A 22,119-nucleotide genomic window follows, 5' to 3' on the forward strand; every position below is an offset into this window, starting at 1 on the left:
GTCATTCTCCGTGCTTCTTCTTGTAATCCGCCACGGCTGCCTTGATGGCATCCTCGGCCAGGATCGAACAATGGATTTTAACCGGCGGCAACGCCAGTTCCTCGGCAATTTCCGTATTTTTAATGGCCAGTGCCTGATCCACGGTCTTGCCCTTGACCCACTCGGTCACCAGCGAAGACGAGGCAATGGCCGAACCGCAGCCATAGGTCTTGAATTTGGCATCCTCGATCACACCGGACTTGTTGACCTTGATCTGCAGTTTCATGACGTCGCCACAGGCGGGCGCCCCGACCATGCCGGTACCCACGCCGTCATCCTCCTTGGTAAAGGAGCCGACGTTGCGTGGATTCTCATAATGATCAATGACTTTTACGCTATAGCTCATGTTGTTTCTCCTAAACTCTGTTGTTGGTTTCCCGCTATTGTTTCTCGTTATTGATAGCCAGCCAAAGCCCGCTAACAAACTAACGGCTCACGGCCGGTAACTTAATGTGCAGCCCATTGAACGGTACTCAGATCGATGCCGTCCTTGTACATTTCCCATAGCGGCGAAAGTTCACGCAGTTTCCCAACTTTCGCATGCAACAATTTGATTGCATAGTCAATTTCCTCTTCTGTCGTGAAGCGACCAATGCTGAAGCGGATCGAGCTGTGGGCCAATTCATCGTCGCGCCCCAGGGCACGCAGGACATAGGATGGCTCAAGGCTGGCCGAGGTGCAGGCGGATCCCGAGGAGACCGCCAGATCCTTGATGGCCATGATCATCGATTCGCCTTCGACATAGGCAAAGCTGATATTCAGGTTATGCGCGACGCGTTGGTCCAAGTCCCCGTTGACGTAGGTTGCCTCAATATCCTGCAGTCCTTTGAGCAGCTTGTCGCGCAAGGTGCCGATGCGTTTGTTTTCTTCGGCCATTTCTTCCCTGGCCAGGCGGAAACACTCGCCCATACCGACGATCTGGTGCGTCGCCAGCGTGCCGGAACGGAAGCCGCGTTCGTGACCGCCACCATGCATCTGGGCCTCGAGGCGGATACGCGGTTTGCGGCGGATGTACAGGGCGCCGATGCCCTTCGGGCCATAAGTTTTGTGTGCGGAGAAGCTCATCAAGTCGACCTTGAGCTTCTGCAGGTCGATCTCTACCTTGCCGGTTGCCTGGGCGGCATCGACGTGGAAAATGACGCCCTTCTCGCGGCAGATTTCACCCAGTTCGGCGATGGGCTGGATAACGCCGACTTCGTTGTTGACGAACATCACCGATGCAAGCACGGTATCGGGTCGAATCGCAGCCTTGAAAACCTCAAGATCAAGCAGGCCGTTTTCCTGGACATCCAGGTAAGTTGCCTCGAAGCCCTGGCGCTCCATTTCGCGTACCGTATCGAGGACGGCCTTGTGCTCTGTCTTCAAGGTAATGATGTGCTTGCCCTTGGTGCCAGCATAAAAATTGGCTGCGCCCTTGATCGCGAGGTTGTTCGACTCGGTTGCTCCCGAAGTCCAGACGATCTCCTTCGGGTCGGCGTTGACCAGTGCAGCCACCTGCTCGCGCGCTTCCTCCACCGCCGCATCGGCCACCCAGCCGAAACTGTGCGAACGCGAAGCCGGGTTGCCGAAGTCCTCGCACAAGTAAGGAATCATTTTTTCCGCAACGCGCGGGTCAACCGGGGTAGTAGCCGAATAATCCAGGTAGATCGGGAGTTTCATCGTTATTCTCGCAAAGTCGGGTTGTTCAGACAGCCATGGCTGTCAGTCCTTGCAAGCGTCCGACTGTAGCCTGCAAGGCGTTGATGAATTGTTCTATGTCAGCTTCGGTATTGCCAGAGCCCAAGCTGACGCGTACAGCACCTCGCGCCTGCTCGCCATCCACGCCCATCGCCCGCAGTACGTGCGAAGGTTCCGGATTGGCGCTGGAACAAGCTGCGCCGCTGGCTACTGCAAAGCCTTCGCGATCCAGCTTGCCGACCAGGGTTTCACCATCGATACCAGGGAATGCAAAGTAGCTGGTATTGGGCAATCGTGCTGCGCCTTGGGCGAATATTTTAGCGCCCAATCCCAGCAGCCCTGCCTCCAGCGCTTTCTGCATGACACACAAACGAGCCGGCAGTTCGGCAACGCGACGCGCTGCAAGTTCCGCCGCAACGCCGAACCCGACGATGGCTGCCACATTCTCCGTACCTGAGCGCAAGCCGCGCTCATGGCCGCCACCGGCAATCTGCGGTTGGATTTCAATGCGTTTGTCCAAAATCAGCGCGGCTGCGCCCTTGGGGCCGCAAGCCTTATGCGCCGACAGCGTCATCGCATGAAGTCCCGCGGCATTCAGCCCCCGGAAATCGATTACCTGCTTGCCAAGCATCTGGACGGCATCGGTATGAAACCATCCATGACCCCTGGCCTCGCCGGCAAGCCGTTCGATATCCTGAAGAACGCCGGTCTCATTGTTGGCTGCCATGACGGACAACAACTTTGGCTTCAGTCGCAGCGCTTCAGAAAAGTCTGCCAAGTCGATACGGGCGTCTGCATCGACAGCCAGCGTACGCACCTGCCAGCCGTGTGCCTGAAGCTGCAAGGCTGGCTTCAGAACGCAGGGATGTTCAATGGCACTCACGGCGATGACCCCCGCCTTCAGGCATCCCGCAGCACCCTTGATGAAAAGGTTGTTGGCCTCGCTACCACCGCTGGTGAAAATTACTTCTGTGGGGTGCGCATTCACCGCCGCTGCGACACGCTGCCGCGCCTCGTCGATTGCCTGCCGCGCCTGCCGGCCATACTCATGGCGACTCGAGGCATTGCCGTGCTGGCTCTCCAGCCAGGGCAGCATGGCCGCCAGCACCACCGGATCTATCGGCGTTGTGGCGTTGTGGTCGAGATAGACGGGGCGAAACATGGCTGGAAATCAGACGATGGCGGAAACCTTGTCGCGCGAATTTTTGGTTCGCGGCTGCGGACCGAGGCGGCGCTGATCTTCGAGGACTGCCATGCCGGGTGACCGCTTCTGCCGTTCGCGCTGAACCAGATGCTCGAGGGTGACCGAAGCAAGATATTCGTACATCTTCGTATTCAGCGTCGTCCACAAGTCGTGGGTCATGCAGCGATGCTCGTCGTGGCAATTTTCCCTGCCACCGCATTGCGTGGCATCGAGTTGTTCGTCTACGGCACGAATGATCTCGGATACAGGCACCTGATCGAGCGGACGGGCAATGCAGTAGCCGCCGCCGGGGCCGCGAACGCTATCCACCAGCTTGTGACGACGCAACTTGCCAAACAATTGCTCAAGATAAGACAGGGAAATTTTCTGGCGCTCGCTGATGCTGGCCAGTGCCACAGGCCCCTCTTCACCACGCAAGGCCAGATCCATCATGGCCGTTACGGCAAAACGCCCTTTGGTTGTCAAACGCATTCTCGAACTCCTGAAAATAGCCCAGTAATTAAGTCAACTATAAGCAAGCTGCCGCCGATTAGTCAACTATTTTACTCAGGTATTGTGGGTCGAAAGAATCGACAGCCTGAACCTCGCTGTCACACTTCACTCCCTGCGCCTCCAGTTCCCGAACCAGGCACGCAAGGCGACGATCGGTCTCTGCCGCATGATCCAGCAAGCCGTGAATGGCCTTGGCCAGCGGATCATCCTGATCGCGCCCGACCGCGTAGGCCGAGAATCCCATCTTTTCGGCCTGCGCCTGCCTTTGGCGCCCCTGCTCCGAGTTGTCCAGAATCCGGGCGGGATTGCCGACTGCCGTTGCACCGGCCGGCACCTCCTTTGTCACCACGGCATTGGAGCCCACTTTGGCGCCGGTGGCGACCGTGATGGGGCCCAGTACTTTGGCCCCTGCACCGATGACGACACCGTTCTCGAGCGTTGGATGACGCTTGCCCTTGTTCCATGACGTGCCGCCGAGCGTGACGCCGTGGTAAAGCGTGACATCGTCCCCGATAACGGCGGTTTCTCCGATCACCACACCCATGCCGTGATCGATGAAGAATCGGCGGCCAATGGTGGCGCCGGGATGAATCTCGATCCCCGTCAGCATGCGCGACAGATGCGCCGTGAACCGGCCCAGCCAGCGAAAACGATGCCCCCAAAACCAATGGGCGACACGGTGCAGGATCAGGGCGTGAATCCCCGGGTAACAGGTCAGAACCTCCCAGAACGAGCGCGCCGCCGGATCTCGGTCAAAGACCGCACGGATATCCTCACGCAAATTCCGGAACATGAAACCTGATCTCCCCAATTCAAAGAGGGATAATTCTAGAATACTCGAGTGAATTTGTCAGCTATTTCACCAATGGGGGCCTCCGCTTATCCGCTTATAATTCACGCCTCATTACGCTGTCGCCATCGATGCTTGCACGCTTTCTTCCGGTTGTTTTTGGCACCCTCGCCCTGCTCGGCGCTTGTGCCATTGCTCCGCCTGCCGCGGTCAGCGTCTCGCCTGGAGATTACAGCCATACCCGTGTCTATCTTGCCTGGATGGTGGAGCGCGAGATGAGCCAAAACGACATCACCGGCGTCAGCATTGCCCTGGTGGACGACCAACGGATCATCTGGCAAAAGGGATTTGGGTACGCCGATCTTGAGAACGGGACCCCGGCTACCCCGGAAACCGTCTATCGCGCCGGCTCGATTGCAAAGGTGTTTACCGCAGCTGCCACCATGCAGTTGGCCGAACAGGGCAAGCTGGATATCGACCGTCCGTTGAGCGCAGCCCTGCCCGGGTTTTCGATCAAGAGCCGTTTTCCGAATTCGGCGCCGATCACACCGCGCAACATCATGTGTCACCACTCGGGGTTGCCGTCCAATTTCCTGCATGGCTTGTTCGTTCGCAACCCCGGTCGTTTCGATACGGTGGTCGATTCGATCCATGACGAATACCAGGCCTTCCCGGCCAACTATGTCTTCTCATACTCCAATCTGGGGATGGCCTTGCTGGGCGCAGCCATCCAGCAAGTCAGCGGCGAACCGTTCGATACATACATGGAGCATCATTTCTTCCAGCCACTGGGCATGAACCAGACCCGCTTTTCCCAGCGCCCCGTCACCAAAGTCTATGATCGCAACAAGGAAACCGAGGTTTTCTCGATGCGCGACATGCCGGCAGCCAATTTGCTGAGCAATGTGATTGACCTTGCGCAATTCATGAAAATGCACTTTTCCGACGGTGACGTTGGCGGGCAAAGGATTCTCGGCCGCTCATCGCTGAACGAAATGCGGCGTATCCAGAACAAGGATTTTCCGCTGACTTTCGGGCAATACGTTGGGCTGGGCTGGATGATGAGCGGTATCGACGTTCCGGGCGGTGGCCCCGTGGCCAGCCACGGGGGGTCGCTTCCGGATTCGCACAGCATGATGGCGATGTTGCCCGAGCACAAGCTGGGCGTTGTGGTCCTGACTAATTCAGCCACGTCGCATGTGACCGTGAGCAAAATTGCCGCCGAAGCGCTACGCCTGATGCTGGAAGCCAAAACCGGCATTCGTCAGGAAGCGGCATCGCCTGTGCATGCGGTTGAACGGAAACCGACGGATGAAGAATTGAGATTCTTCAATGGCTATTTCGATTCGATGGTCGGATTGGCAAAGATCAGCACGAAATCCGGAGTGATCGACGTCGAAGCGGTTGGTCATCAGTTCCGCCTCGTACCACACGAGGATGGCTTGCTTACCATCAAATACAAGGTGCTGGGCATGTTGCCGGTACGCGTCGGGGCATTCGAAGACATTCGCTTGTCGGCGGTCAATGTCGATGGGCGGCAGATCATCGTGGGGAAGATGGGGAGCGAATCGATGATCTTTGGCGAACGACTCAGCCCCGGCAAGGTTCCGGAACGCTTCATGAAAAGCCTCGGCCATTACGAAGTCGCCAGCCCCCTCGATGGCCCGAAGCCTGACCGGCTGCTGCTCCGCGAGGAGAACGGGCTGCTTATCGGTGAAGCGCACTTCCCCGAAGTCCCCGACCTGCTATTGCGCATCGCCTTCAACCCCGTATCGGACCACGAAGTTGTTACGGCCGGACTGGGAACCAGTCGCGGCGACACCCTGCGGCTCATCGAATCGGGCGATAAAGCCATCCTGAACTTCTCGGGCCTGCAACTACGCAAGAAGTTGAATTGAAACGACCATGAACGAACTGCACCAGGAACTCAAAGCCTTCATTATCGAGACCATGAATCTCGAAGATGTGCAACCCGCCGACATTGGCGATGACACCCTCTTGTTTGCCGACGATGGGCTGGGTTTGGACTCAATCGACGCCCTGGAACTGGTCCTGGCACTCAAGAAGAAGTACGGGATCGTGATCGAGGCGAACGATGAAGGATCGCGCCAGCATTTGCGCTCGGTGAATACACTGGCGATGCTTGTCTCGGCAGCGCGCACGACTTGAGGTAGGCGGGCGGTTGCTCAATGAAAGTCCCGGCTGAAGGTTTCCAGCCCACCCAGCCAGGCGGACAGATCGACCAGGCGCTTGGCGACCAGGTGGACGACCTCGCCTTCCACCTGTAATTGCCCGAAGACACCGAGCAGGCTGGCACCGAGGAGTTCACGACGCTGCCTGTCGACCAATTGGGGATGAATGACGACGTTGGTCAGGCCGCTTTCGTCCTCCAGGGTAACGAATACGATGCCGGTTGCAGTCCCCGGCCGCTGGCGGCCGACGACGATGCCGGCAGCGCGGACCAGCGACCGGTTTCCGGACAGCCTGAGTTCGGCGGCCGGCACGAAACGGCGCCCCGCCAGGTGCGGGCGCAGCAAACTCAGGGGATGCTCGCGCAGCGTGAGGCCGAGATGCCGATAATCGGCGACAAGATTCTCGCCTTGATTGGGCGGGCTTAGCGTGACGGTCTGCTCCGGCGGCTTGATGCCGTCGAAGAGGTCGCCCTGCACCACCGCTGCCGTGGCGGCCCAGGCGGCCTGCCTGCGATGCCCGGCCAGACTGCGCAGGGCATCGGCGGCGGCCAGCCGGTCGAGATCGCGGCGTTGCAGTCCGGCACGCATCGCCAGGTCGGTAACGTCGCGGAAAGGCGCATTTTTTCGTGCTGCTGCGATGCGTTCGGCGGCGGCCTGCGCAAAGCCGCCGATTTCGCGCAGGCCAAGGCGCACGGCCCCTGCCTGCTCCAGTGTGCAATCCCAGTCGCTGCTGCCGGCATCCGGGGGCAAGACGACGACACCATGGCGGCGGGCATCCTGGATCAGCATCGATGGCGAATAAAAACCCATCGGCTGGCTGTTGAGCAGGCCGCACAGGAAGATGGCCGGGTGGTGTCGCTTGAGCCAGGCCGAGGCATAGACCAGCAGGGCAAAACTGGCGGCATGCGATTCGGGAAAGCCATATTCGCCGAAGCCCTGGATCTGCAAGGTGATGCGTTCGGCGAATTCGGCTGGCAGACCGTTGGCGGCCATGCCGGCACGCAGTTTGTCCTGGTAGCGCTGCAGGTTGCCCTTGCGCCGCCAGGCAGCCATGGCGCGGCGCAGCTCGTCGGCTTCGCCGGGGGTGAAACCGGCGGCGACGATGGCCAGCTGCATGACCTGCTCCTGGAAGATGGGTACGCCATAGGTGCGCTCGAGCACCTTGTCGACCGCCGGCGAAATTTTCTCGATGCGCTCCCTGCCCTGTCGCCGCTTCAGGTAAGGATGCACCATGTCGCCCTGGATCGGCCCCGGCCGGACGAGCGCCACCTCGACGACGAGATCGTAATAACACCGTGGCTTGAGGCGCGGCAGCATGGACATCTGGGCACGCGACTCGACCTGGAAGACACCCATACTGTCGGCGTGGCCGAGCATGGCGTAGGTGGCCGGGTCTTCGGCCGGAATATCGCCCAGATGCCAGCGCCGGCCTGTCGTCTCGCTCAACATGGACAACATGCGCCGCAACGCTGACAGCATGCCGAGCGCCAGCACATCGACTTTCATCAGGCCGACGGCATCGAGATCGTCCTTGTCCCACTGGATCACCGTACGTTCCGGCATGGCCGTGTTTTCAACCGGTACCAGGCGGGCCAGCGGACCTCGCGACATCACGAAACCACCGACATGCTGGGTCAGGTGGCGGGGGAATCCGCGCAATTGTCCGGCTATCCACAGCCATTTCTCGACGCGCGGCGACGCGGGATCGAGCCCCTGCTCGGCAAAGCGCCCGGGCAGTTGCTCCCGCTTGTCCCACCAGGCCAGCGAGGCAGTCAGGGCATCGATGCGCGCCGCTTCGAAACCGAGAACCCGCCCCGCATCGCGCAGGGCGCCCTTGGTTCGGTAGGTGATCAGCGCCCCAGTCAATGCCGTGCGTTCACGCGTGTATTTGCCGTAGATATAGGCAATGACTTCGGAACGTCTTTCATGCTCGAAATCGACATCGATATCCGGCGGTTCGCCGCGCTCCCTCGAGATGAAACGTTCGAACAGCATGGCGGAACGCGCCGGATCGACCTCGGTAATCCCCAGCGCGAAGCAGACGGTGGAATTGGCCGCCGCACCGCGCCCCTGGCAGAGAATCCCAAGGCTGCGCGCATGGCACACGATGTCGTAGACAGTCAGAAAATAAGCTTCGTATCGGAGTTCGGCGATCAGGGCCAATTCGTGTTCGACGCGTTGCAGAACGGCATCGGGAACCCCTTGCGGATAGCGGGATTGCAGGCCGCGCTCCGTTTCGTGGCGCAGCCAGGAACTGGCCGAATGATTCGGCGGGACGATCTCTTCGGGGTATTCGTAACGCAATTCGTCGAGTGAAAAGCAGCATTGCTCGGCGATCCTGAGCGTTTCGGCCAGCAAATCGTCCGGATAGAGGCGCGACAGGCGCAGCCGCGTCCGCAGGTGCCGTTCTGCGTTGGGAAACAGCGCATAGCCGGCCTCGAAGAGGGTCGTCTTCAGGCGCAAGGCGGTCAGTACATCCTGCACCGGCCGCCGGTTGCGGGCATGCATATGAACATCGCCGGCCGCCACCAGCGGCAAGCGGCATGCCCGGCCCAGGGCGAGCAGATCGGCCAGTTTTCCCGCATCGTCCGGTCCGGCATGCAGTTCGGCGGCAATCCAGAGCCGATCGGGAAAACGTTCGGCCAGCCAACGCCCATCCTCGATGGAAGGCTTCTCGTCCGGAATCCAGAGAACCAGGCAATCAGGCACTGCCCCGCTTGGTGAAACGGCCGTCAGGTCATGACGCTGCAGCGTGTAATGCCCCTTCCCCGCACGCCGGCGCGCCAGGGTGATCAGCGCCGAGAGATTGCCGTAACCTTCGCGATTCATGGCCAGAAACACCAGCTTGAGGCCATCGGTCAGTGTCATTTCACTGCCGACGATCAATTTCAAGCCCGCCCGCTTGGCCGCCTGATGCGCCCGGACGATGCCGGCCAGCGAACATTCATCGGTCAGCGCCAGTGCCGCATAACCCTGCTCCGCAGCCCGTTCGATCAGTTCATCCGGATGCGAGGCGCCGCGCAGGAAGCTGAAATTCGACAGGCAATGCAACTCGGCATAGGCAGGCAGCGACATGACTCCCCCGTGTCAGGCAAACAAGCCATGCAGGAACCAGCCCTCGGCATTGCGAAAAATCCAGGCCCATTCCCCTTGCGGATTGCGGGCCACGAAATAGTCGCGCCGGACATCGCCGGTCGCCCCTTTCTCACCGCTGTCCCACCAGCCGGTTTCCAGTCGTTCGGCGCGGGACAAGAGCTTGAGCGGTCCGTGCCAGTCCGGGCTGCCTGCCCGTTCGGCGAGCGGCTGCGGGATCGGCAACAACCACAGCGGACGTGCCGAGCCGGGGGGCGTTGCCGGCTTGCCGGATGCATTGTTCGCCGGCGAGCGCGAGGCAATCACGGCATCCCGCTCGCGACTTGCGCACTCCGGCCGATAATCGGAAACAGCATCCAGTGTTTGCACGGCGCGCTCGCCGAGCCGGGCGCGCAAGCGCTCCAGGCACGCCAGATGCCCCTCGCCGCTTGCAGCCCCTTCAAACAGAGGCACGCTCGCTCCTGTTTTTTCGGCCAATTCGTCGGCCTGCAGGCGTACCGCTTCGACTGGCGCTGGCAATTGCCAGCGCCCCAGATGCTCGCGCAGCAGACGTAAAAAGCGCGCCTCGTCGGCGACCGGTTCGGCAAGACGCAGGGAGAGATCGCTCGGTTCGGCGTCATCGTGCCGGAAGCGCAAGGTGCAGCGACGAAGCAGCAAGTGCCGGGCATTCAGCCAGCCGGCCAATGCCGAGAACAGGCGTTGGCCGGAAAAAACCAGGGCTTCGGCATGCTCGACGCGGGATGGCAGTTCGAGCTCAATCGCAAAGTCTTCCGGAAAGGCGAAAGCCGTTTGCGGGTCCGGCAAATCCCCCCAGGCACGCGCCAGGTCGTCCACCGGACGGTTGCCGATACGCTGCCGCAAGCCGCTTCCCGGCATGTCGCGTAATCCGCCAAGCCGCCGCAGGCCGAAGGATTCCAGACGGGTCATGGCTTCGGCCGGCCAGTCGGGGATATGGCACGGCAAATCGGCGAGCGCCGCGTGCAGACTGACTGCTTTGCGATGGATCGTTCCGCTGCCTGCACGCGCCAGCCAGCGCGCGCCGAGCGGCGTCGGGGCCACCGCCCAGCCGGGAGCATGCCCTTGTTCGGCACAGCCGGCCGTCACGGCGCCGACAATCGGCTCGATGCCGCCGAAGAGGCGGATGCAAGCACCGATTTCGAGCAGGAGTTCGTTGGGCTGCACCAAGCTGACGGTGGGCGTAAAACGTCCCGCCCAGCAGGCCAGGCTTTCGAGGGCCTGCCGTTCGCGCGCTTCATTGCGCTCGAAAACCGACAAGGTCGACAGCAGGCCCAGTGCGGTCGATAGCCTTTGGCCAGGGCAAATGCCGGCCGCAACGGCCTCCACATCGCCCTGCATGATCCGGCCGCGCACGACCACCGCGCTAGGCGGCTGGCGCAGCGGCAAGGCCTCGATCGGCAATCCGGGAAAGGACAGGGCCAGCCACAGCACGCAAACGTCTCCCAGGGCGAGGAATGGAGGATGAATACGGCAGTTCGAGCGGCCGTGATGCCGGCCTGCCGCGCCGTTTCAGGATACGGATGTTCAGCGCGTCGTCGCCGTTGGCCAGCGCCACCCGCAACGGCGCCGGCGACGGCGTATCTGCCGCGGCCATGGAGCGCCACAAACAGGCCAATGTCGAACGTCCTTCAGCCGCAACCTGCAGGCGGCGCAGGGTTTTGGCATCGACTCCGTCACCCGGCCAGCCCAGCACGCCGGCGAAACCGCCACAGGCAAGGAGTTGTTCGATGCTCCAGGCCGTATCCTTGCCGGCCCGCACGATGACCAGGCGCTCCAGCGCAATGCCTGCTGCGGCCCAGGCCGGCGCATGCGGCAGCCATGGCGGCGCGACCAGGGCCAGCCAGCCTCCGGCCTGCGACAGCCTGGAAAGGGCCGGCAGCAACAGACTCATTTCGCCGACGCCGCTACGTCCGACGAGCAACTCCGTCAGCGTGCCACGCGGCCAGCCGCCGCCGGGTAATTCGGCGTCAAGTTCGGGATGGCCGCTGGGAATAGCGGCCTCTGCCAGGGAGGCCAGCGTATCGCCGCGCCAGACATCGCCTCTGGCCAGCACATCCGCCAAAGCGACCGGCAACGGCAAGGCGTTCATGACAGCTTCGAGCCTGCCCCGCGTATCAGGCCGACGGCAACGCCCTCGATGGCAAATTCGACTTCGCCGGGGCGAACGATGATCGGTTCAAAATCCGGATTCTCGGCAATCAGCTCGATGTGTCCGCCCTTGCGTTGCAGGCGCTTGACGGTGACCTCTTCGTCGATCCGGGCGACGACGATTTCGCCGTCGCGGGCCTGGTTGGTCTTGTGTACGGCCAGCAGGTCGCCGTCGTAGATGCCGACGTCGATCATCGACAGGCCGCGCACCTTGAGCAGGAAGTCGGCGCGCGGATTGAACATGCCGGCATCGAAGGCATAACGTGCCTGCACGTTTTCAACGGCAAGGATCGGCGAACCGGCGGCCACGCTGCCGATCAGCGGCAAGCCCAGCTGCTCGACGAGGCGAATGCCGCGTGCCGAACCCGGCTCGAGATTGATGGCGCCCTTCTTGGCGAGCGCCTTGAGGTGGTCTTCCGCCGCATTGGGTGAGGCGAAACCGAAGGCGGAGGCGATCTCCGCCCGCGTCGGCGGCGCGCCGAGCACTTCGACGGTGTTCTTGATGAAATCGAGAATTTCCTGCTGGCGTGGCGTGAGCTTCATGGTCTGCTCCCTGCAAAATTCGTTAGCTGTATTTTTGTACAGTAATCGATTTTTGGCAAGCGAAGAATCCTGTACACTCTGGCGCCAGCGCAATCCGGAAACACCGAACATGAAACTGCAACACCTGGCGATCGGCGATCGCTTCGAATACGACGGCAAGATTTTCGTAAAAACCGGCCCGGTCACGGCCTCTTCCGAGAACGGCGGGCAGCAGATGATTCCCCGCTATGCAATCCTCAAGCCCCTCGACGCGCCGGTCTGCGAAGACGACAAGCCCGGCCTGCGCCGCAAGGTGGAGGAGAAAAAAGTGCTCGCCGCATTCGACGACTTCTACCGGACCTGCAGCGAACTGCTCGACGCATCCGCCCTGCCCGCACTGGCCGAGGCGCGCGAACGCTTCCTCGGCCGTCTCAGGTAATCAGGCTGCAGCCGGACGGGCCACCGGTGCTTCGCGGATGGGCAGGTTGAGCACGGCGGCAACGGCGGCCAGCGCCATGTCGGCATACCACATCCAGCCGAAGTCACCGAATTGCGTGATGGCCAGGCCGCCCAGCCAGGCACCGAGGAAACCGCCAATCTGGTGCGACAGCAGCGTCATACCGAACAGCGTTGCCAGGTAGCGGATGCCGAACAGCTTGCCGACGATGGCAGCGGTCGGCGGCACCGTGGCCAGCCAGGTGAAACCGAGACCGGCGGCAAAAACATAGAACGTCCATTCGGTGCGCGGCATCATCAGGTACCAGGCGATGAGCACCGCCCGCGAACCGTACATCATCGCCAGCACGTATTTGCTGCGGTACTTGGCGACGCAGGAACCGGCGTACAGGCTGCCGAAGATGTTGGTCAGGCCGATGATGGCCAACGACCAGCTGGCCACGGCGGGCGGCAGGCCGCACAAATTCACCTCGCCCGGCAAATGGGTGACGAGAAAGGCAATGTGGAACCCGCAGGTGAAGAAACCGGCGTGCAGCAGCAGATAACTGCGATCCTGCATGGCCGTGCCGAGCGCCTTCAGCACCCCGCCCTCGTCGTCCTGAACGTGCATGGCATGGGTTGATTGCGTCAGCTTGCCGACCAGCGGCAAGGCCAGCAAGGCCGTGGCAGCCATCGCCCACATGGCGTTAACCCAGCCCAAGCCCTGGATCAACTTCTGCAGGATGGGAGCAAAGATGAATTGCCCGAAGGAGCCGCCGGCATTGATCAATCCGGAAGCTGCACCACGCGCCTCGGCCGGCATGCGCTGGGCGGCGGCACCCAGCAATACGGAAAAGCTGCTGGCGCCCGAGCCCATCGCGCAGAACAGGCCGAGCGACACGGCCAGGCCGAAGCCGGTGCCCATGTACGGCGTCAGCGCACAACCGACGGCCAGCATCACGATGCCGGCAATCAGCACGACACGCGGTCCGTGGCGATCGGCAATGGCACCGGCCAGCGGCTGGATGGCGCCCCAAGTGAATTGCCCGATGGCCAGCGCGAAGCTGATGGTAGCGATCCCCAGGCCGGTGGTGTCGTTGAGCGGCGCCACGAACAGACCCTGCGATTGGCGGATGCCCATCGAGATCATCATGATCCCGGCGGCCGCCAGGGCGGTGATGAGAATGTCGGGGCGGTTCAGTGCGCGAAACATGTTGTTATGCCTGTCGGTTGCCAGCCCGAACTATAGTCGCCAAATAAGTTACCAAATAGCCCATAATCGGCACCATATCGTCAACGGAGAATTGACAAATGAACTGGCTCAGCAGTTGGGAAAGTTTTGTCCGGGTGGTCGAAACCGGCAGCATGGCCGGCGCCGCCCGCCGACTGGATTGCACGCGCGCCCAGGTCAGCAAGCAGATCGCCGAACTGGAGCGTAATTTCGGTGTACGGCTGTTCGAGCGCTCGACCCGCAAACTGGCCCTGACGCCTTCCGGCGAAGTCTTCTACCAGCATGCGTTGCGCGCCCTGGATGCCGTGGCCAGCACCGAGATCGCCGTGCGCAACCTCGGCGACACGCCCTGCGGCCTGCTGCGCATCAGTGCTTCGCTCGCCTTCGGCCGCCTGTACATCGCCCCGCTACTACCGCGTATCACGGCACAGTACCCGGAGCTGGAATGTGAACTGGTTCTCTCCGACCAACTGCTCGATCTATTCGACAACAACATCGACCTCGCGCTGCGCCATACCAAGGCACCTCCCGAAGATGCCGTCGCCCGCCGACTGTTTTCCATCGAACGCGTCATTTGCGCAACGCCGGACTATCTGGCGACACATGGCAGACCGCAACACCCGGGCGACCTGATCAGGCACGCCTGTTTTGGCTACCTGCAGGCCGAAACCAGCAATACGCTCGAGCTGCTGGGGCGCAACGGCGAACAAGCCAGCATACCGATATCCAGCCGCTTTCGTTTCAACAACCTGGACTGCATCTTCGGTGCCGTCATGGCCGGGCATGGACTGGCTATCCTGCCCACCTACATGGCCGGCCCTGAAATCCGGCGCGGCAACCTGGAAACCGTGCTCGACGATTACGAACCCCTGACCGGCCTTGGCCGCGATCTGTATGCCTGCTACACCCCGGGCCGGGTACGCCTGCCGAAAGTCCGCGTTTTCCTGGAGGAACTGGAGCGCCAGTTTTCTCCGGCGCCGCCTTGGGGAAGTTTCAGGTCGGCAGATCGAAACCCTTGAGTTTGCGGTACATGTCGACCGCGTAGGAGTCGGTCATCCCGGCTACGAAATCGGCAACCTGCAGGAGGCGGATGTACGGATCGGGATCCGGCTCGCCATCGTGCCCGAGAAATTGGGTAGGCAGCAGTTTCATCAGCATGCGTTCGCGCGTCGTGTAGCGGGCCCCCGGTACGCCTGCCCTGGCTTCGACGGCGTTGGTGAACAAGCCCAGCAAGGCTCCCAGTACCTCAAAGCCGGCGGTTTCGATCTCCAGCGCCGGGCGCGCCGTGTAGATGGTTTCCTTGGCCAGCTTGAGGACAGCCTGCAAGGGACGGGCAATGGGCGAGTTTTCCAGCAGCTCGTCATCGAAGTCGCCGCTCAGGATAGCCGATTCGTTCTCGAGAAAAACTGCCGCGGCGCCATTGATCAGGCAACCGATGGCCTTGGCGCGCAGGTATTCCAGGCGCTCCTTCGGATCGTGCAGATGTGCCAGGCGCCCGCCATTGACGGCATTGCCGGCCAGGTCGCCGAGCAGGCATTCGGCATCCTTGTAGGGCACGAAGCCAAGCCGCGCGGCATCCTCGAGATCGACGATCAGGTAGCAGGTGTCGTCCGCCACTTCGACCAGCGAGGCGAGCGGGTGGCGACGCCAGGCAAGGCCCGGAATGCGTTCGACCATGCCGGTCGCGCGCGCTACCTGGGCAAAATTATCTGCATCCTGCTGGAAGAATCCGAATTTCCTGGCACTTTTGCCGTCCAGTTCGCAATCGATGTGAGAAGGCCGCGGATACTTGGTGAAGGTGGCGAGCACCGCGCTGGTCAGCTGCAGCCCCCCGGGGTTGGCCGGGCTTTGCAGGCGGCTGACGATACGAAAACCCTGGGCGTTGCCCTCGTAGCGCTCGAAATCAGCCCGTTGTGCCGGTGTGAAGGCATGCCGCTCGAGCAGGCCGGAATTGCGAAACCACTCGCGAATGGCATCCTCGCCGGCATGGCCGAAAGGCGGATTGCCGATATCGTGAGCGAGGCAGGCGGCGGCAATAATGGCGCCGAAATCGCCTGATTCCACATCCTTCAGCCCATGCCGGGCAATGATCTCGCGACCGATTACCGCACCCAGCGAACGGCCGACGCAACTCGCCTCGAGGCTGTGCGTCAGACGGGTGCGGACGTAATCGCTCTTGGAGAGCGGGAAAACCTGCGTCTTGTCCTTCAGGCGGCGAAAGGCCGAGGTGAAGACAATGCGGTCGTAGTCCTGCTGAAAAGCCGTCCGTTCGGCCGACTCCGGTGCCTTGCCGGCACCGAGACGTTCGCTCGACAGCAGTTTTTCCCAGATTTTTCGTTGGCCCATGCGCGTCGGATTCGTGGATGCAATGGGCTGCGAGTTTACTCTGCTTCGAGCAGTGCCCGCACGTGATCCGGCAGCGGAACCGATCTGCCGTTCTGGGTATTCATCCACACGACCTTGGCCGCGCCTTCTGCGTAGATCCTGTCGTCGCCCTCGATGCGCATCTCGACATAGGTCTGGCAGCTGGAACGTCCAATGGCGCCGACATAGGTCCGCACCTCCACGGTGCCCGGGTAATTCATCGGGATCAGGAAGGTGCAGCTGGCATTGATGATCACCGGACCATCGCCGCCAGGGCGAACCTGAACCTTCATGTCTTCGATCCACTCCACCCGCGCCTGCTCCATGAAGCGGAAATAGACAGTGTTATTGACGTGCCCGTAGGCATCCATGTCGCCCCAGCGGATGGGTAAACGGGTCACATGAATGAGCTTTTTCTTGTGTTCCATGAATACGAATACTAGAGTGTGGTTGATCAAAAATTTTCCATACTGTACCGTATTGAAAATAAGCTCACAATAATTCTAGGAGGCATCATGGAACGGGAATCCATGGAATTTGATGTTGTCGTCGTTGGTGGCGGCCCCGCGGGTCTCGCCTCGGCGATACGGCTCAAACAGCTTGCGGCAGAAAAGGGCAGCGACATTTCAGTCTGCCTGATCGAGAAAGGCGCCGAAATCGGTGCCCACATCCTCTCCGGGGCCGTCATGGACCCGCGTGCCCTGAGCGAGCTGCTGCCCAATTGGAAGGAAGATGGCGCTCCGCTCAATGCCCCCGTCTCCGAAGACCGTTTCTTCATCCTCTCCGAAACCGGTGCGACCAAGGTGCCGAACAGTCTTTTGCCCGGCTGCTTCCACAATGAAGGCAACTACGTCATCTCGCTCGGTAACGTCTGTCGCTGGCTGGGCGAACAGGCCGAAGCTCTTGGCGTCGAAATCTACCCCGGCTTTGCCGGCTCGGAAGTACTGTTCGATGAAAATGGCGCTGTCAGGGGCGTCGCCACGGGCGACATGGGCCGCCTGCACGACGGTTCCGAAGGTCCGAATTTCCAGCTGGGCATGGAGTTGCTCGGCAAATACACCTTCTTCGCCGAAGGCTGCCGCGGCCATCTCGGCAAGCAACTGATCGAAAAATTCCAGTTGAACAAGGATGCCGACCCGCAAACCTACGGTATCGGCCTCAAGGAACTGTGGGAAATCCAGCCCGACAAGCATCAGCTCGGCCTCGTCATCCATAGCGGCGGTTGGCCGATGGAGCCGGATACTTATGGCGGCGGTTTCCTCTATCACCTGGAAAACAATCAGGTCGCCATCGGCTTCGTGGTCGGCCTTGGCTATACCAATCCGCATCTGTCACCCTATGAAGAGTTCCAGCGCTTCAAGACACATCCTGAAATCCGCAACTTCCTCGAGGGCGGCAAGCGTATCGCCTACGGCGCCCGCGCACTGGTTGCCGGCGGCCTGCAATCGCTGCCCAGACTGACCTTCCCGGGTGGCGTTCTGGTCGGCGACGATGCCGGATTCCTCAACGCGGCTCGCATCAAGGGCTCGCATTGCGCGATCAAGACCGGCTCGCTGGCGGCCGAGGCCTGCTTCGAAGCCCTGGTCGCCGGACGTCAGAATGATGAGTTGTCTGCCTACCCGGAATTGTTTAAAAACAGCTGGTTGTACGACGAACTTCATAAATCACGTAACTTCAAGCCGTGGATGGCCAAGGGGCTGAAACTGGGTTCGCTGATGTTCGGTATCGACCAGATCGTCTTTGGCGGCAAGGCGCCATGGACGCTGCGCAACAAGACGGCCGACCACGCCAAGCTCAAGCCGGCCAGCGAGTGTCCGAAGATCGACTATCCGAAACCGGATGGCGTCATCACCTTCGACCGCCTGTCATCAGTCTTCCTGTCGAGCACCAACCACGAGGAGGATCAGCCCTGCCATCTGCAACTCAAGGATGCCGCGGTGCCGATCAGCGTCAACCTGGCCAGGTACGACGCGCCCGAACAGCGCTTTTGCCCGGCCGGGGTATATGAAATCCTCGGTCAGGAAGAAGGCCAGCCACGCCTGCAGATCAACGCGCAAAACTGTGTCCACTGCAAGACCTGTGACATCAAGGATCCGACCCAGAACATCAACTGGGTCGTCCCTCAGGGCGGCGAAGGTCCGACCTACCCCAATATGTAATTACCAATAACCGGCATGCCATAGTTCTCGTCCGCAATGGGCGCGAATTGTGGCTTATCGGTTTATAATCCTCGGGCTTAACCCCCCTAGGGAGAACAACACATGGGCTTTCTTGCCGACAAGAAGATTCTGATTACCGGGCTGCTGTCCAAGCATTCCATCGCCTACGGCATCGCCAAGGCCTGTCATCGTGAAGGTGCTCAACTGGCCTTTACCTACCAGAACGAGCGTTTCGAAGATCGCATCAAGAAGTTTGCCGCTGAATTCGGCAGCGATATCACCATTCCGGTCGACGTCAGCAGCGACGAGCAAATCGACAACCTGTTCGTCGAACTCGGCAAGCGCTGGGATGGCCTGGATGGCCTGGTCCACTCCATTGCCTATGCTCCGACCGAAGCCATCGAAGGCGACTTCCTGAACGGTATCACCCGCGACGCCTTCCGCATCGCCCACGATATTTCATCGTACAGCTATGCTGCGCTGGCCAAGGGTGCCCGCCCGATGATGCAAGGCCGCCCGAATGCCTCGATGCTCGCCCTCTCCTATCTCGGTGCCGAGCGCACCATGCCCAACTACAACACCATGGGCCTGGCCAAGGCCAGCCTGGAAGCGGCAACCCGCTACCTCGCCTTCTGCCTCGGCCCCGAGGGCATCCGCGCCAACGCCATCTCCGCCGGTCCGATCAAGACGCTGGCCGCCTCCGGCATCGGCAATTTCGGCAAGCTGCTCGCCTACAACTCGCACAATGCCCCGCTGCGCCGCAACGTGACCATCGATGAAGTCGGCAACGCTGCCGCCTTCATGCTGTCCGACCTCGCCAGCGGCATCACCGGCGAAATCATGTATGTCGACGGCGGCATGAACACCACCGCCCTGGGCAACGCGGACCCGCTGCCGGCCTGAACCGACGTTCCGCCGCCCAACAAGAACGCCGATCGGATTCGATCGGCGTTTTTCTTTTAGCCCCCCTGCTGTCACATCCCTCAGGCAGGAACCCGGAACCTCTCCCGCGCCCGCGCGACTTTTTCCGAGATGACACAATCGGGCACGTGGTCGTTTATCAGGCCCATCGCCTGCATGAAGGCAAAAACCGTTGTCGGCCCGACGAACTTCCAGCCGCGCCGCTTCAGGTCTTTGGACAAGGCAACCGACTCTGGCGAGGTGGACAGCGTCTGCGCCGGCGGGCGGTTTGCCGGATCGGTTTCGTATTGCCAGAAATAGGCGGCCAGTGACCCGAACTCGTTCTTTAAATTCACAGCGCATCGGGCGTTGTGGATGACGGCTTCGATCTTGCCCCGGTGGCGCACAATGCCTTCATCCTGTAGCAGCTGGATGACTCTCTGCTCGTCATAGCTTGCCACCCGGTTAAAATCGAAGCCGTCGAAAGCGCGCCGAAAGTTCTCGCGCTTGGTCAATATCGTTCGCCAACTCAGCCCGGACTGAAAACCTTCCAGGCAAATCTTCTCGAATAGACGAATGTCGTTGGCAACGGGGAAGCCCCACTCCTTGTCATGGTAGGCCTCGAATTCGGGGGCCGCTGCGCACCAGCGGCAACGCGGCCGGCCATCGCTCCCGGCAATGGTCGCGCTCATGATGCGAGAGAAGGCGATTTGGCGCCCTCGAGAAGAGCAGTCATGCCCTGAACCATACGCGACGGGGTGACCCGGTGAACTTCAGCCACAACCACGCCATGCATTACGAACGGGTCACGCCCGACTCGCTGTTGAATCTCGGTGAGTGCCATATTCGCAGCCAGCACGACACCACCTTGCGCGGCATCGAGCGAGCCCGCCACCAGGAAAGCCCCCTCCTCGATGCCTTGCTGAATCCAGCGTGCGTGTTCATCCATCCATTGGCCGGCCAGACCCCGATTGGGGCCGAATTTCAAGAAAACGATATACACGGTGCCTCCTAGATTGGTGGTTGAGCTGCTTTGCGAGCCTGTCCCGGCGGTGCGATCTTGCCCGGATGCAACGACTCCAGCCAGGCATTGATCAGTTCGACTTCATGGCGGATAAAGGCTTCGTCATGGAAAGTATTGGCCAATGCGGCAATGCCCTGACTACGGGTCAGGAGGTGCATGCCAAGCGCATCCGCTTCGTCACCAAAGCCAAGCGCCTTGAATTGCCCCTCCAACCAGTTACGGAACTGAGCGAAGATCATGCCGGCATCGCCTTGCGCCGGATGCTTCAACTTGGCCAATTCGGCACAGAGTGTTCCCACCGGGCAGCCGTAACGCTGAATGTCCTCGCGGTTATGAACCAGCATGGCCGCAAAGCACCGCAACCGGTCGGATGGCGTCGGCGCATCTCCCGTCCAAGTATCGAGCATGGCTCGCGTGCGGGCGGCCCTTAGTTCGATCACCGCGGCGAGAATCTCGTCTTTCGTCTTGAAGTGGTAGTAGAAGTTGCCGCGTGAAAGCCGAACTTCGTCAGCGATGTCGGCAAACGAGGTTTTTTCGAAGCCATGCCGATAGAACAGCATGTCGGCAGCCTCCACGATTCGTTCGCGCGTGCTGGGTTGGGAGCTGGGGCGGGTCATGGCAGGTCGCCTGCAATCGGGGCAAAAACAGGATAGTCGACATAGCCCCGCTCGCCGCCGGTATAGAAGGTTTCGGGGTCGGGCGCACCCAAAGGCCAGTCGTGCCTGAGCCGCTCGACCAGATCGGGGTTGCCGATGAAAGCGGTACCGAAGGCCACCAGGTCAGCCTTGCCATCGCGCAGCACGTCCAGCGCGCGCGCCTTGTCGTAGCCATTGTTCGCGATGTAAAGCCCGGCGAAGCAACGTCGCAGCGCCCCATAGTCCAGAACACCGGACTGCGTCATCATCTCACCCTCCAGCACGTGTAAATATGCAAGTTTCGCGTGACCAAGCTGAGTGACAAAGTAAGCGAAATGCTCGTCCGGGTCGCTATCCGTCATGTCGTTGAAGCGGTTTTCCGGACTCAGTCGCACGCCGATGTGCTCACGTGGCCACACCTCCGAAACGGCCTCGATGATTTCCAGCAGAAACGCCAGCCGCCGGGCTGGTGTGCCGCCGTAGTTATCTGTCCGATGATTGCTTCCGTTGCGCAGAAACTGATCGATCAGGTAACCGTTCGCACCATGGATTTCCACACCGTCGAAACCGGCTGTCCTGGCCAGTTGGGCGGCGGCCCTGAATTGCTCGACGACGCCGACAATTTCGTTGGTGCGCAACGCTCGCGGCGATACGAATGCCTGCATGCCGTTACAGGTAACCGCCATGCCTTGCGGCTGAATGGCGGAAGGTGCAACCGGCTCGGCTCCTTCGGGCTGCAGGCTGGGGTGCGATATCCGGCCGCAATGCTGCAATTGCGCAAAAATCCGGCCTCCGCGTGCGTGAACCGCTTCGGTCACCTGACGCCAGCCGGCAAGCTGTGCCGCGCTGAAGAGACCGGGCGTGCAGGGGTAGCCGACAGCCTGGGGCGAAATCGGTACCGATTCCGAGATAATCAATCCCGCATCCGCCCGCTGACCATAATACGAGGCCATCAGAGCCGTCGGAACACCCTCCGCATTTGCCCGGTTGCGGGTCATCGGAGCCATCACGATACGGTTGGGCAGATTGAAATCGCTCAGGCTCAGAGGAGAGAAAAGTCCGGTCATGGCCAAGTGCTCCATCATAAATAGGTCAACTGACCTATAGCGTAGGGCGATTGACCTATTTCGTCAACCGCTCGCATTCTGGATGAAGGCAGTTCCGAACAACTGCCCGGCAAAGGCATAAAAAAACGG

Annotated in this window: 22 protein-coding genes; 6 read left to right on the forward strand and 16 right to left on the reverse strand. The window is 61.0% G+C overall.

Going from position 1 to position 22,119, the window contains the following annotated elements:
- Window position 1: 1 nt before the first annotated feature.
- From iscU to cysE, 5 genes are all read right to left on the reverse strand, one after another.
- Entirely contained in the window at window positions 2-385 is a 384-nt protein-coding gene (gene iscU, locus F1002_RS10110; RefSeq protein WP_150428909.1) for a Fe-S cluster assembly scaffold IscU, read from the reverse strand.
- A 101-nt stretch (window positions 386-486) separates the two neighbouring features.
- On the reverse strand, window positions 487-1,698 hold the full coding sequence (locus tag F1002_RS10115; protein WP_150428910.1) for an IscS subfamily cysteine desulfurase: 1,212 nt from the start codon (window positions 1,696-1,698) through the stop codon (window positions 487-489).
- Window positions 1,699-1,723: 25 nt separating this feature from the next.
- Entirely contained in the window at window positions 1,724-2,878 is a 1,155-nt protein-coding gene (locus tag F1002_RS10120; protein ID WP_150428911.1) for a cysteine desulfurase family protein, read from the reverse strand.
- A gap of 9 nt (window positions 2,879-2,887) precedes the next feature.
- Window positions 2,888-3,391: a Fe-S cluster assembly transcriptional regulator IscR gene (gene iscR / locus F1002_RS10125; RefSeq protein WP_150428912.1), complete on the reverse strand. Its 504-nt coding sequence runs from the start codon at window positions 3,389-3,391 to the stop codon at window positions 2,888-2,890.
- A gap of 58 nt (window positions 3,392-3,449) precedes the next feature.
- The gene (cysE, locus tag F1002_RS10130; RefSeq protein ID WP_150428913.1) at window positions 3,450-4,205 is read right to left on the reverse strand and encodes a serine O-acetyltransferase; all 756 of its coding nucleotides are present in this window, start codon (window positions 4,203-4,205) and stop codon (window positions 3,450-3,452) included.
- Between the two features lie 128 nt (window positions 4,206-4,333).
- On the opposite strand from cysE, the gene F1002_RS10135 reads away from it, so the two are divergent.
- Window positions 4,334-6,100, forward strand: a complete 1,767-nt coding sequence (locus F1002_RS10135) for a serine hydrolase (RefSeq protein WP_150428914.1) — start codon at window positions 4,334-4,336, stop codon at window positions 6,098-6,100.
- A gap of 7 nt (window positions 6,101-6,107) precedes the next feature.
- Window positions 6,108-6,371 (forward strand): phosphopantetheine-binding protein, encoded by a 264-nt coding sequence (locus F1002_RS10140; RefSeq protein ID WP_150428915.1) that lies wholly within the window; start codon window positions 6,108-6,110, stop codon window positions 6,369-6,371.
- A gap of 17 nt (window positions 6,372-6,388) precedes the next feature.
- On the opposite strand, the gene F1002_RS10145 is transcribed toward F1002_RS10140, so the two are convergent.
- From F1002_RS10145 to lexA, 4 genes are read right to left on the reverse strand one after another with little or no spacing between them, the layout of a single operon-like run.
- Window positions 6,389-9,469: an error-prone DNA polymerase gene (locus tag F1002_RS10145; protein ID WP_150428916.1), complete on the reverse strand. Its 3,081-nt coding sequence runs from the start codon at window positions 9,467-9,469 to the stop codon at window positions 6,389-6,391.
- Window positions 9,470-9,481: 12 nt separating this feature from the next.
- Entirely contained in the window at window positions 9,482-10,936 is a 1,455-nt protein-coding gene (locus F1002_RS10150; RefSeq protein ID WP_150428917.1) for a DNA polymerase Y family protein, read from the reverse strand.
- Window positions 10,869-11,594 (reverse strand): translesion DNA synthesis-associated protein ImuA, encoded by a 726-nt coding sequence (imuA, locus tag F1002_RS10155; protein ID WP_150428918.1) that lies wholly within the window; start codon window positions 11,592-11,594, stop codon window positions 10,869-10,871. The genes F1002_RS10150 and imuA overlap by 68 nt, the downstream gene beginning before the upstream one ends.
- Complete coding sequence (gene lexA, locus F1002_RS10160; protein ID WP_150428919.1) at window positions 11,591-12,196, reverse strand: transcriptional repressor LexA; 606 nt, start codon at window positions 12,194-12,196, stop codon at window positions 11,591-11,593. Before lexA ends, imuA begins: the two co-directional genes overlap by 4 nt.
- Window positions 12,197-12,305: 109 nt before the next feature.
- On the opposite strand from lexA, the gene F1002_RS10165 reads away from it, so the two are divergent.
- Complete coding sequence (locus F1002_RS10165) at window positions 12,306-12,614, forward strand: hypothetical protein (RefSeq protein ID WP_150428920.1); 309 nt, start codon at window positions 12,306-12,308, stop codon at window positions 12,612-12,614.
- Here the strand turns inward: F1002_RS10165 and F1002_RS10170 are convergent, their stop codons facing one another.
- A complete protein-coding gene (locus F1002_RS10170) occupies window positions 12,615-13,823 on the reverse strand; it encodes an MFS transporter (protein ID WP_150428921.1) in 1,209 nt (402 codons plus the stop codon).
- Between the two features lie 98 nt (window positions 13,824-13,921).
- Between F1002_RS10170 and F1002_RS10175 the strand changes: the two genes are divergently transcribed.
- Window positions 13,922-14,860, forward strand: coding sequence for a LysR family transcriptional regulator (locus tag F1002_RS10175; RefSeq protein WP_150428922.1), 939 nt, complete (start codon window positions 13,922-13,924; stop codon window positions 14,858-14,860).
- Here F1002_RS10175 and dgt read toward each other — a convergent pair.
- Together dgt and F1002_RS10185 are read right to left on the reverse strand one after the other, a co-directional pair.
- Window positions 14,835-16,187 (reverse strand): dGTP triphosphohydrolase, encoded by a 1,353-nt coding sequence (gene dgt / locus F1002_RS10180; protein WP_150428923.1) that lies wholly within the window; start codon window positions 16,185-16,187, stop codon window positions 14,835-14,837. The two genes, F1002_RS10175 and dgt, sit on opposite strands and share 26 nt — an antisense overlap.
- Window positions 16,188-16,222: 35 nt before the next feature.
- Window positions 16,223-16,633, reverse strand: coding sequence for a thioesterase family protein (locus F1002_RS10185; RefSeq protein ID WP_150428924.1), 411 nt, complete (start codon window positions 16,631-16,633; stop codon window positions 16,223-16,225).
- Between the two features lie 87 nt (window positions 16,634-16,720).
- Here F1002_RS10185 and F1002_RS10190 point away from each other — a divergent pair, with 87 nt between their 5' ends.
- Together F1002_RS10190 and fabI are read left to right on the forward strand one after the other, a co-directional pair.
- A complete protein-coding gene (locus tag F1002_RS10190) occupies window positions 16,721-18,364 on the forward strand; it encodes an electron transfer flavoprotein-ubiquinone oxidoreductase (RefSeq protein ID WP_150428925.1) in 1,644 nt (547 codons plus the stop codon).
- 102 nt (window positions 18,365-18,466) lie between these two features.
- Window positions 18,467-19,267 carry an enoyl-ACP reductase FabI gene (gene fabI, locus F1002_RS10195; protein ID WP_150428926.1) on the forward strand — a complete coding sequence of 267 codons (801 nt, stop codon included), beginning with the start codon at window positions 18,467-18,469 and terminating at the stop codon, window positions 19,265-19,267.
- Between the two features lie 80 nt (window positions 19,268-19,347).
- Here the strand turns inward: fabI and F1002_RS10200 are convergent, their stop codons facing one another.
- The 4 genes from F1002_RS10200 to F1002_RS10215 are packed head-to-tail and all read right to left on the reverse strand — an operon-like array spanning window position 19,348 to window position 21,990.
- Window positions 19,348-19,956, reverse strand: a complete 609-nt coding sequence (locus tag F1002_RS10200) for a DNA-3-methyladenine glycosylase I (protein WP_150428927.1) — start codon at window positions 19,954-19,956, stop codon at window positions 19,348-19,350.
- Window positions 19,953-20,267 (reverse strand): YciI family protein, encoded by a 315-nt coding sequence (locus F1002_RS10205; RefSeq protein WP_191090363.1) that lies wholly within the window; start codon window positions 20,265-20,267, stop codon window positions 19,953-19,955. The genes F1002_RS10200 and F1002_RS10205 overlap by 4 nt, the downstream gene beginning before the upstream one ends.
- 8 nt (window positions 20,268-20,275) lie before the next feature.
- Entirely contained in the window at window positions 20,276-20,905 is a 630-nt protein-coding gene (locus F1002_RS10210; RefSeq protein ID WP_150428928.1) for a TetR/AcrR family transcriptional regulator, read from the reverse strand.
- Window positions 20,902-21,990: an alkene reductase gene (locus tag F1002_RS10215; protein WP_150428929.1), complete on the reverse strand. Its 1,089-nt coding sequence runs from the start codon at window positions 21,988-21,990 to the stop codon at window positions 20,902-20,904. The genes F1002_RS10210 and F1002_RS10215 overlap by 4 nt, the downstream gene beginning before the upstream one ends.
- Window positions 21,991-22,119: the final 129 nt, after the last annotated feature.

This window comes from Dechloromonas sp. CZR5, from assembly GCF_008711155.1.
In the GTDB taxonomy this organism is placed as follows: Bacteria; Pseudomonadota; Gammaproteobacteria; order Burkholderiales; family Rhodocyclaceae; genus Azonexus.

What these genes read in the sequence shown, in the direction of transcription:
- iscU (WP_150428909.1), bottom strand. Translation starts at nt 385, where the DNA reads ATGAGCTATAGCGTAAAAGTCATTGATCATTATGAGAATCCACGCAAC.
- F1002_RS10115 (WP_150428910.1), bottom strand. Translation starts at nt 1,698, where the DNA reads ATGAAACTCCCGATCTACCTGGATTATTCGGCTACTACCCCGGTTGAC.
- F1002_RS10120 (WP_150428911.1), bottom strand. Translation starts at nt 2,878, where the DNA reads ATGTTTCGCCCCGTCTATCTCGACCACAACGCCACAACGCCGATAGAT.
- iscR (WP_150428912.1), bottom strand. Translation starts at nt 3,391, where the DNA reads ATGCGTTTGACAACCAAAGGGCGTTTTGCCGTAACGGCCATGATGGAT.
- cysE (WP_150428913.1), bottom strand. Translation starts at nt 4,205, where the DNA reads ATGTTCCGGAATTTGCGTGAGGATATCCGTGCGGTCTTTGACCGAGAT.
- F1002_RS10135 (WP_150428914.1), top strand. Translation starts at nt 4,334, where the DNA reads ATGCTTGCACGCTTTCTTCCGGTTGTTTTTGGCACCCTCGCCCTGCTC.
- F1002_RS10140 (WP_150428915.1), top strand. Translation starts at nt 6,108, where the DNA reads ATGAACGAACTGCACCAGGAACTCAAAGCCTTCATTATCGAGACCATG.
- F1002_RS10145 (WP_150428916.1), bottom strand. Translation starts at nt 9,469, where the DNA reads ATGTCGCTGCCTGCCTATGCCGAGTTGCATTGCCTGTCGAATTTCAGC.
- imuA (WP_150428918.1), bottom strand. Translation starts at nt 11,594, where the DNA reads ATGAACGCCTTGCCGTTGCCGGTCGCTTTGGCGGATGTGCTGGCCAGA.
- lexA (WP_150428919.1), bottom strand. Translation starts at nt 12,196, where the DNA reads ATGAAGCTCACGCCACGCCAGCAGGAAATTCTCGATTTCATCAAGAAC.
- F1002_RS10165 (WP_150428920.1), top strand. Translation starts at nt 12,306, where the DNA reads ATGAAACTGCAACACCTGGCGATCGGCGATCGCTTCGAATACGACGGC.
- F1002_RS10170 (WP_150428921.1), bottom strand. Translation starts at nt 13,823, where the DNA reads ATGTTTCGCGCACTGAACCGCCCCGACATTCTCATCACCGCCCTGGCG.
- F1002_RS10175 (WP_150428922.1), top strand. Translation starts at nt 13,922, where the DNA reads ATGAACTGGCTCAGCAGTTGGGAAAGTTTTGTCCGGGTGGTCGAAACC.
- dgt (WP_150428923.1), bottom strand. Translation starts at nt 16,187, where the DNA reads ATGGGCCAACGAAAAATCTGGGAAAAACTGCTGTCGAGCGAACGTCTC.
- F1002_RS10185 (WP_150428924.1), bottom strand. Translation starts at nt 16,633, where the DNA reads ATGGAACACAAGAAAAAGCTCATTCATGTGACCCGTTTACCCATCCGC.
- F1002_RS10190 (WP_150428925.1), top strand. Translation starts at nt 16,721, where the DNA reads ATGGAACGGGAATCCATGGAATTTGATGTTGTCGTCGTTGGTGGCGGC.
- fabI (WP_150428926.1), top strand. Translation starts at nt 18,467, where the DNA reads ATGGGCTTTCTTGCCGACAAGAAGATTCTGATTACCGGGCTGCTGTCC.
- F1002_RS10200 (WP_150428927.1), bottom strand. Translation starts at nt 19,956, where the DNA reads ATGAGCGCGACCATTGCCGGGAGCGATGGCCGGCCGCGTTGCCGCTGG.
- F1002_RS10210 (WP_150428928.1), bottom strand. Translation starts at nt 20,905, where the DNA reads ATGACCCGCCCCAGCTCCCAACCCAGCACGCGCGAACGAATCGTGGAG.
- F1002_RS10215 (WP_150428929.1), bottom strand. Translation starts at nt 21,990, where the DNA reads ATGACCGGACTTTTCTCTCCTCTGAGCCTGAGCGATTTCAATCTGCCC.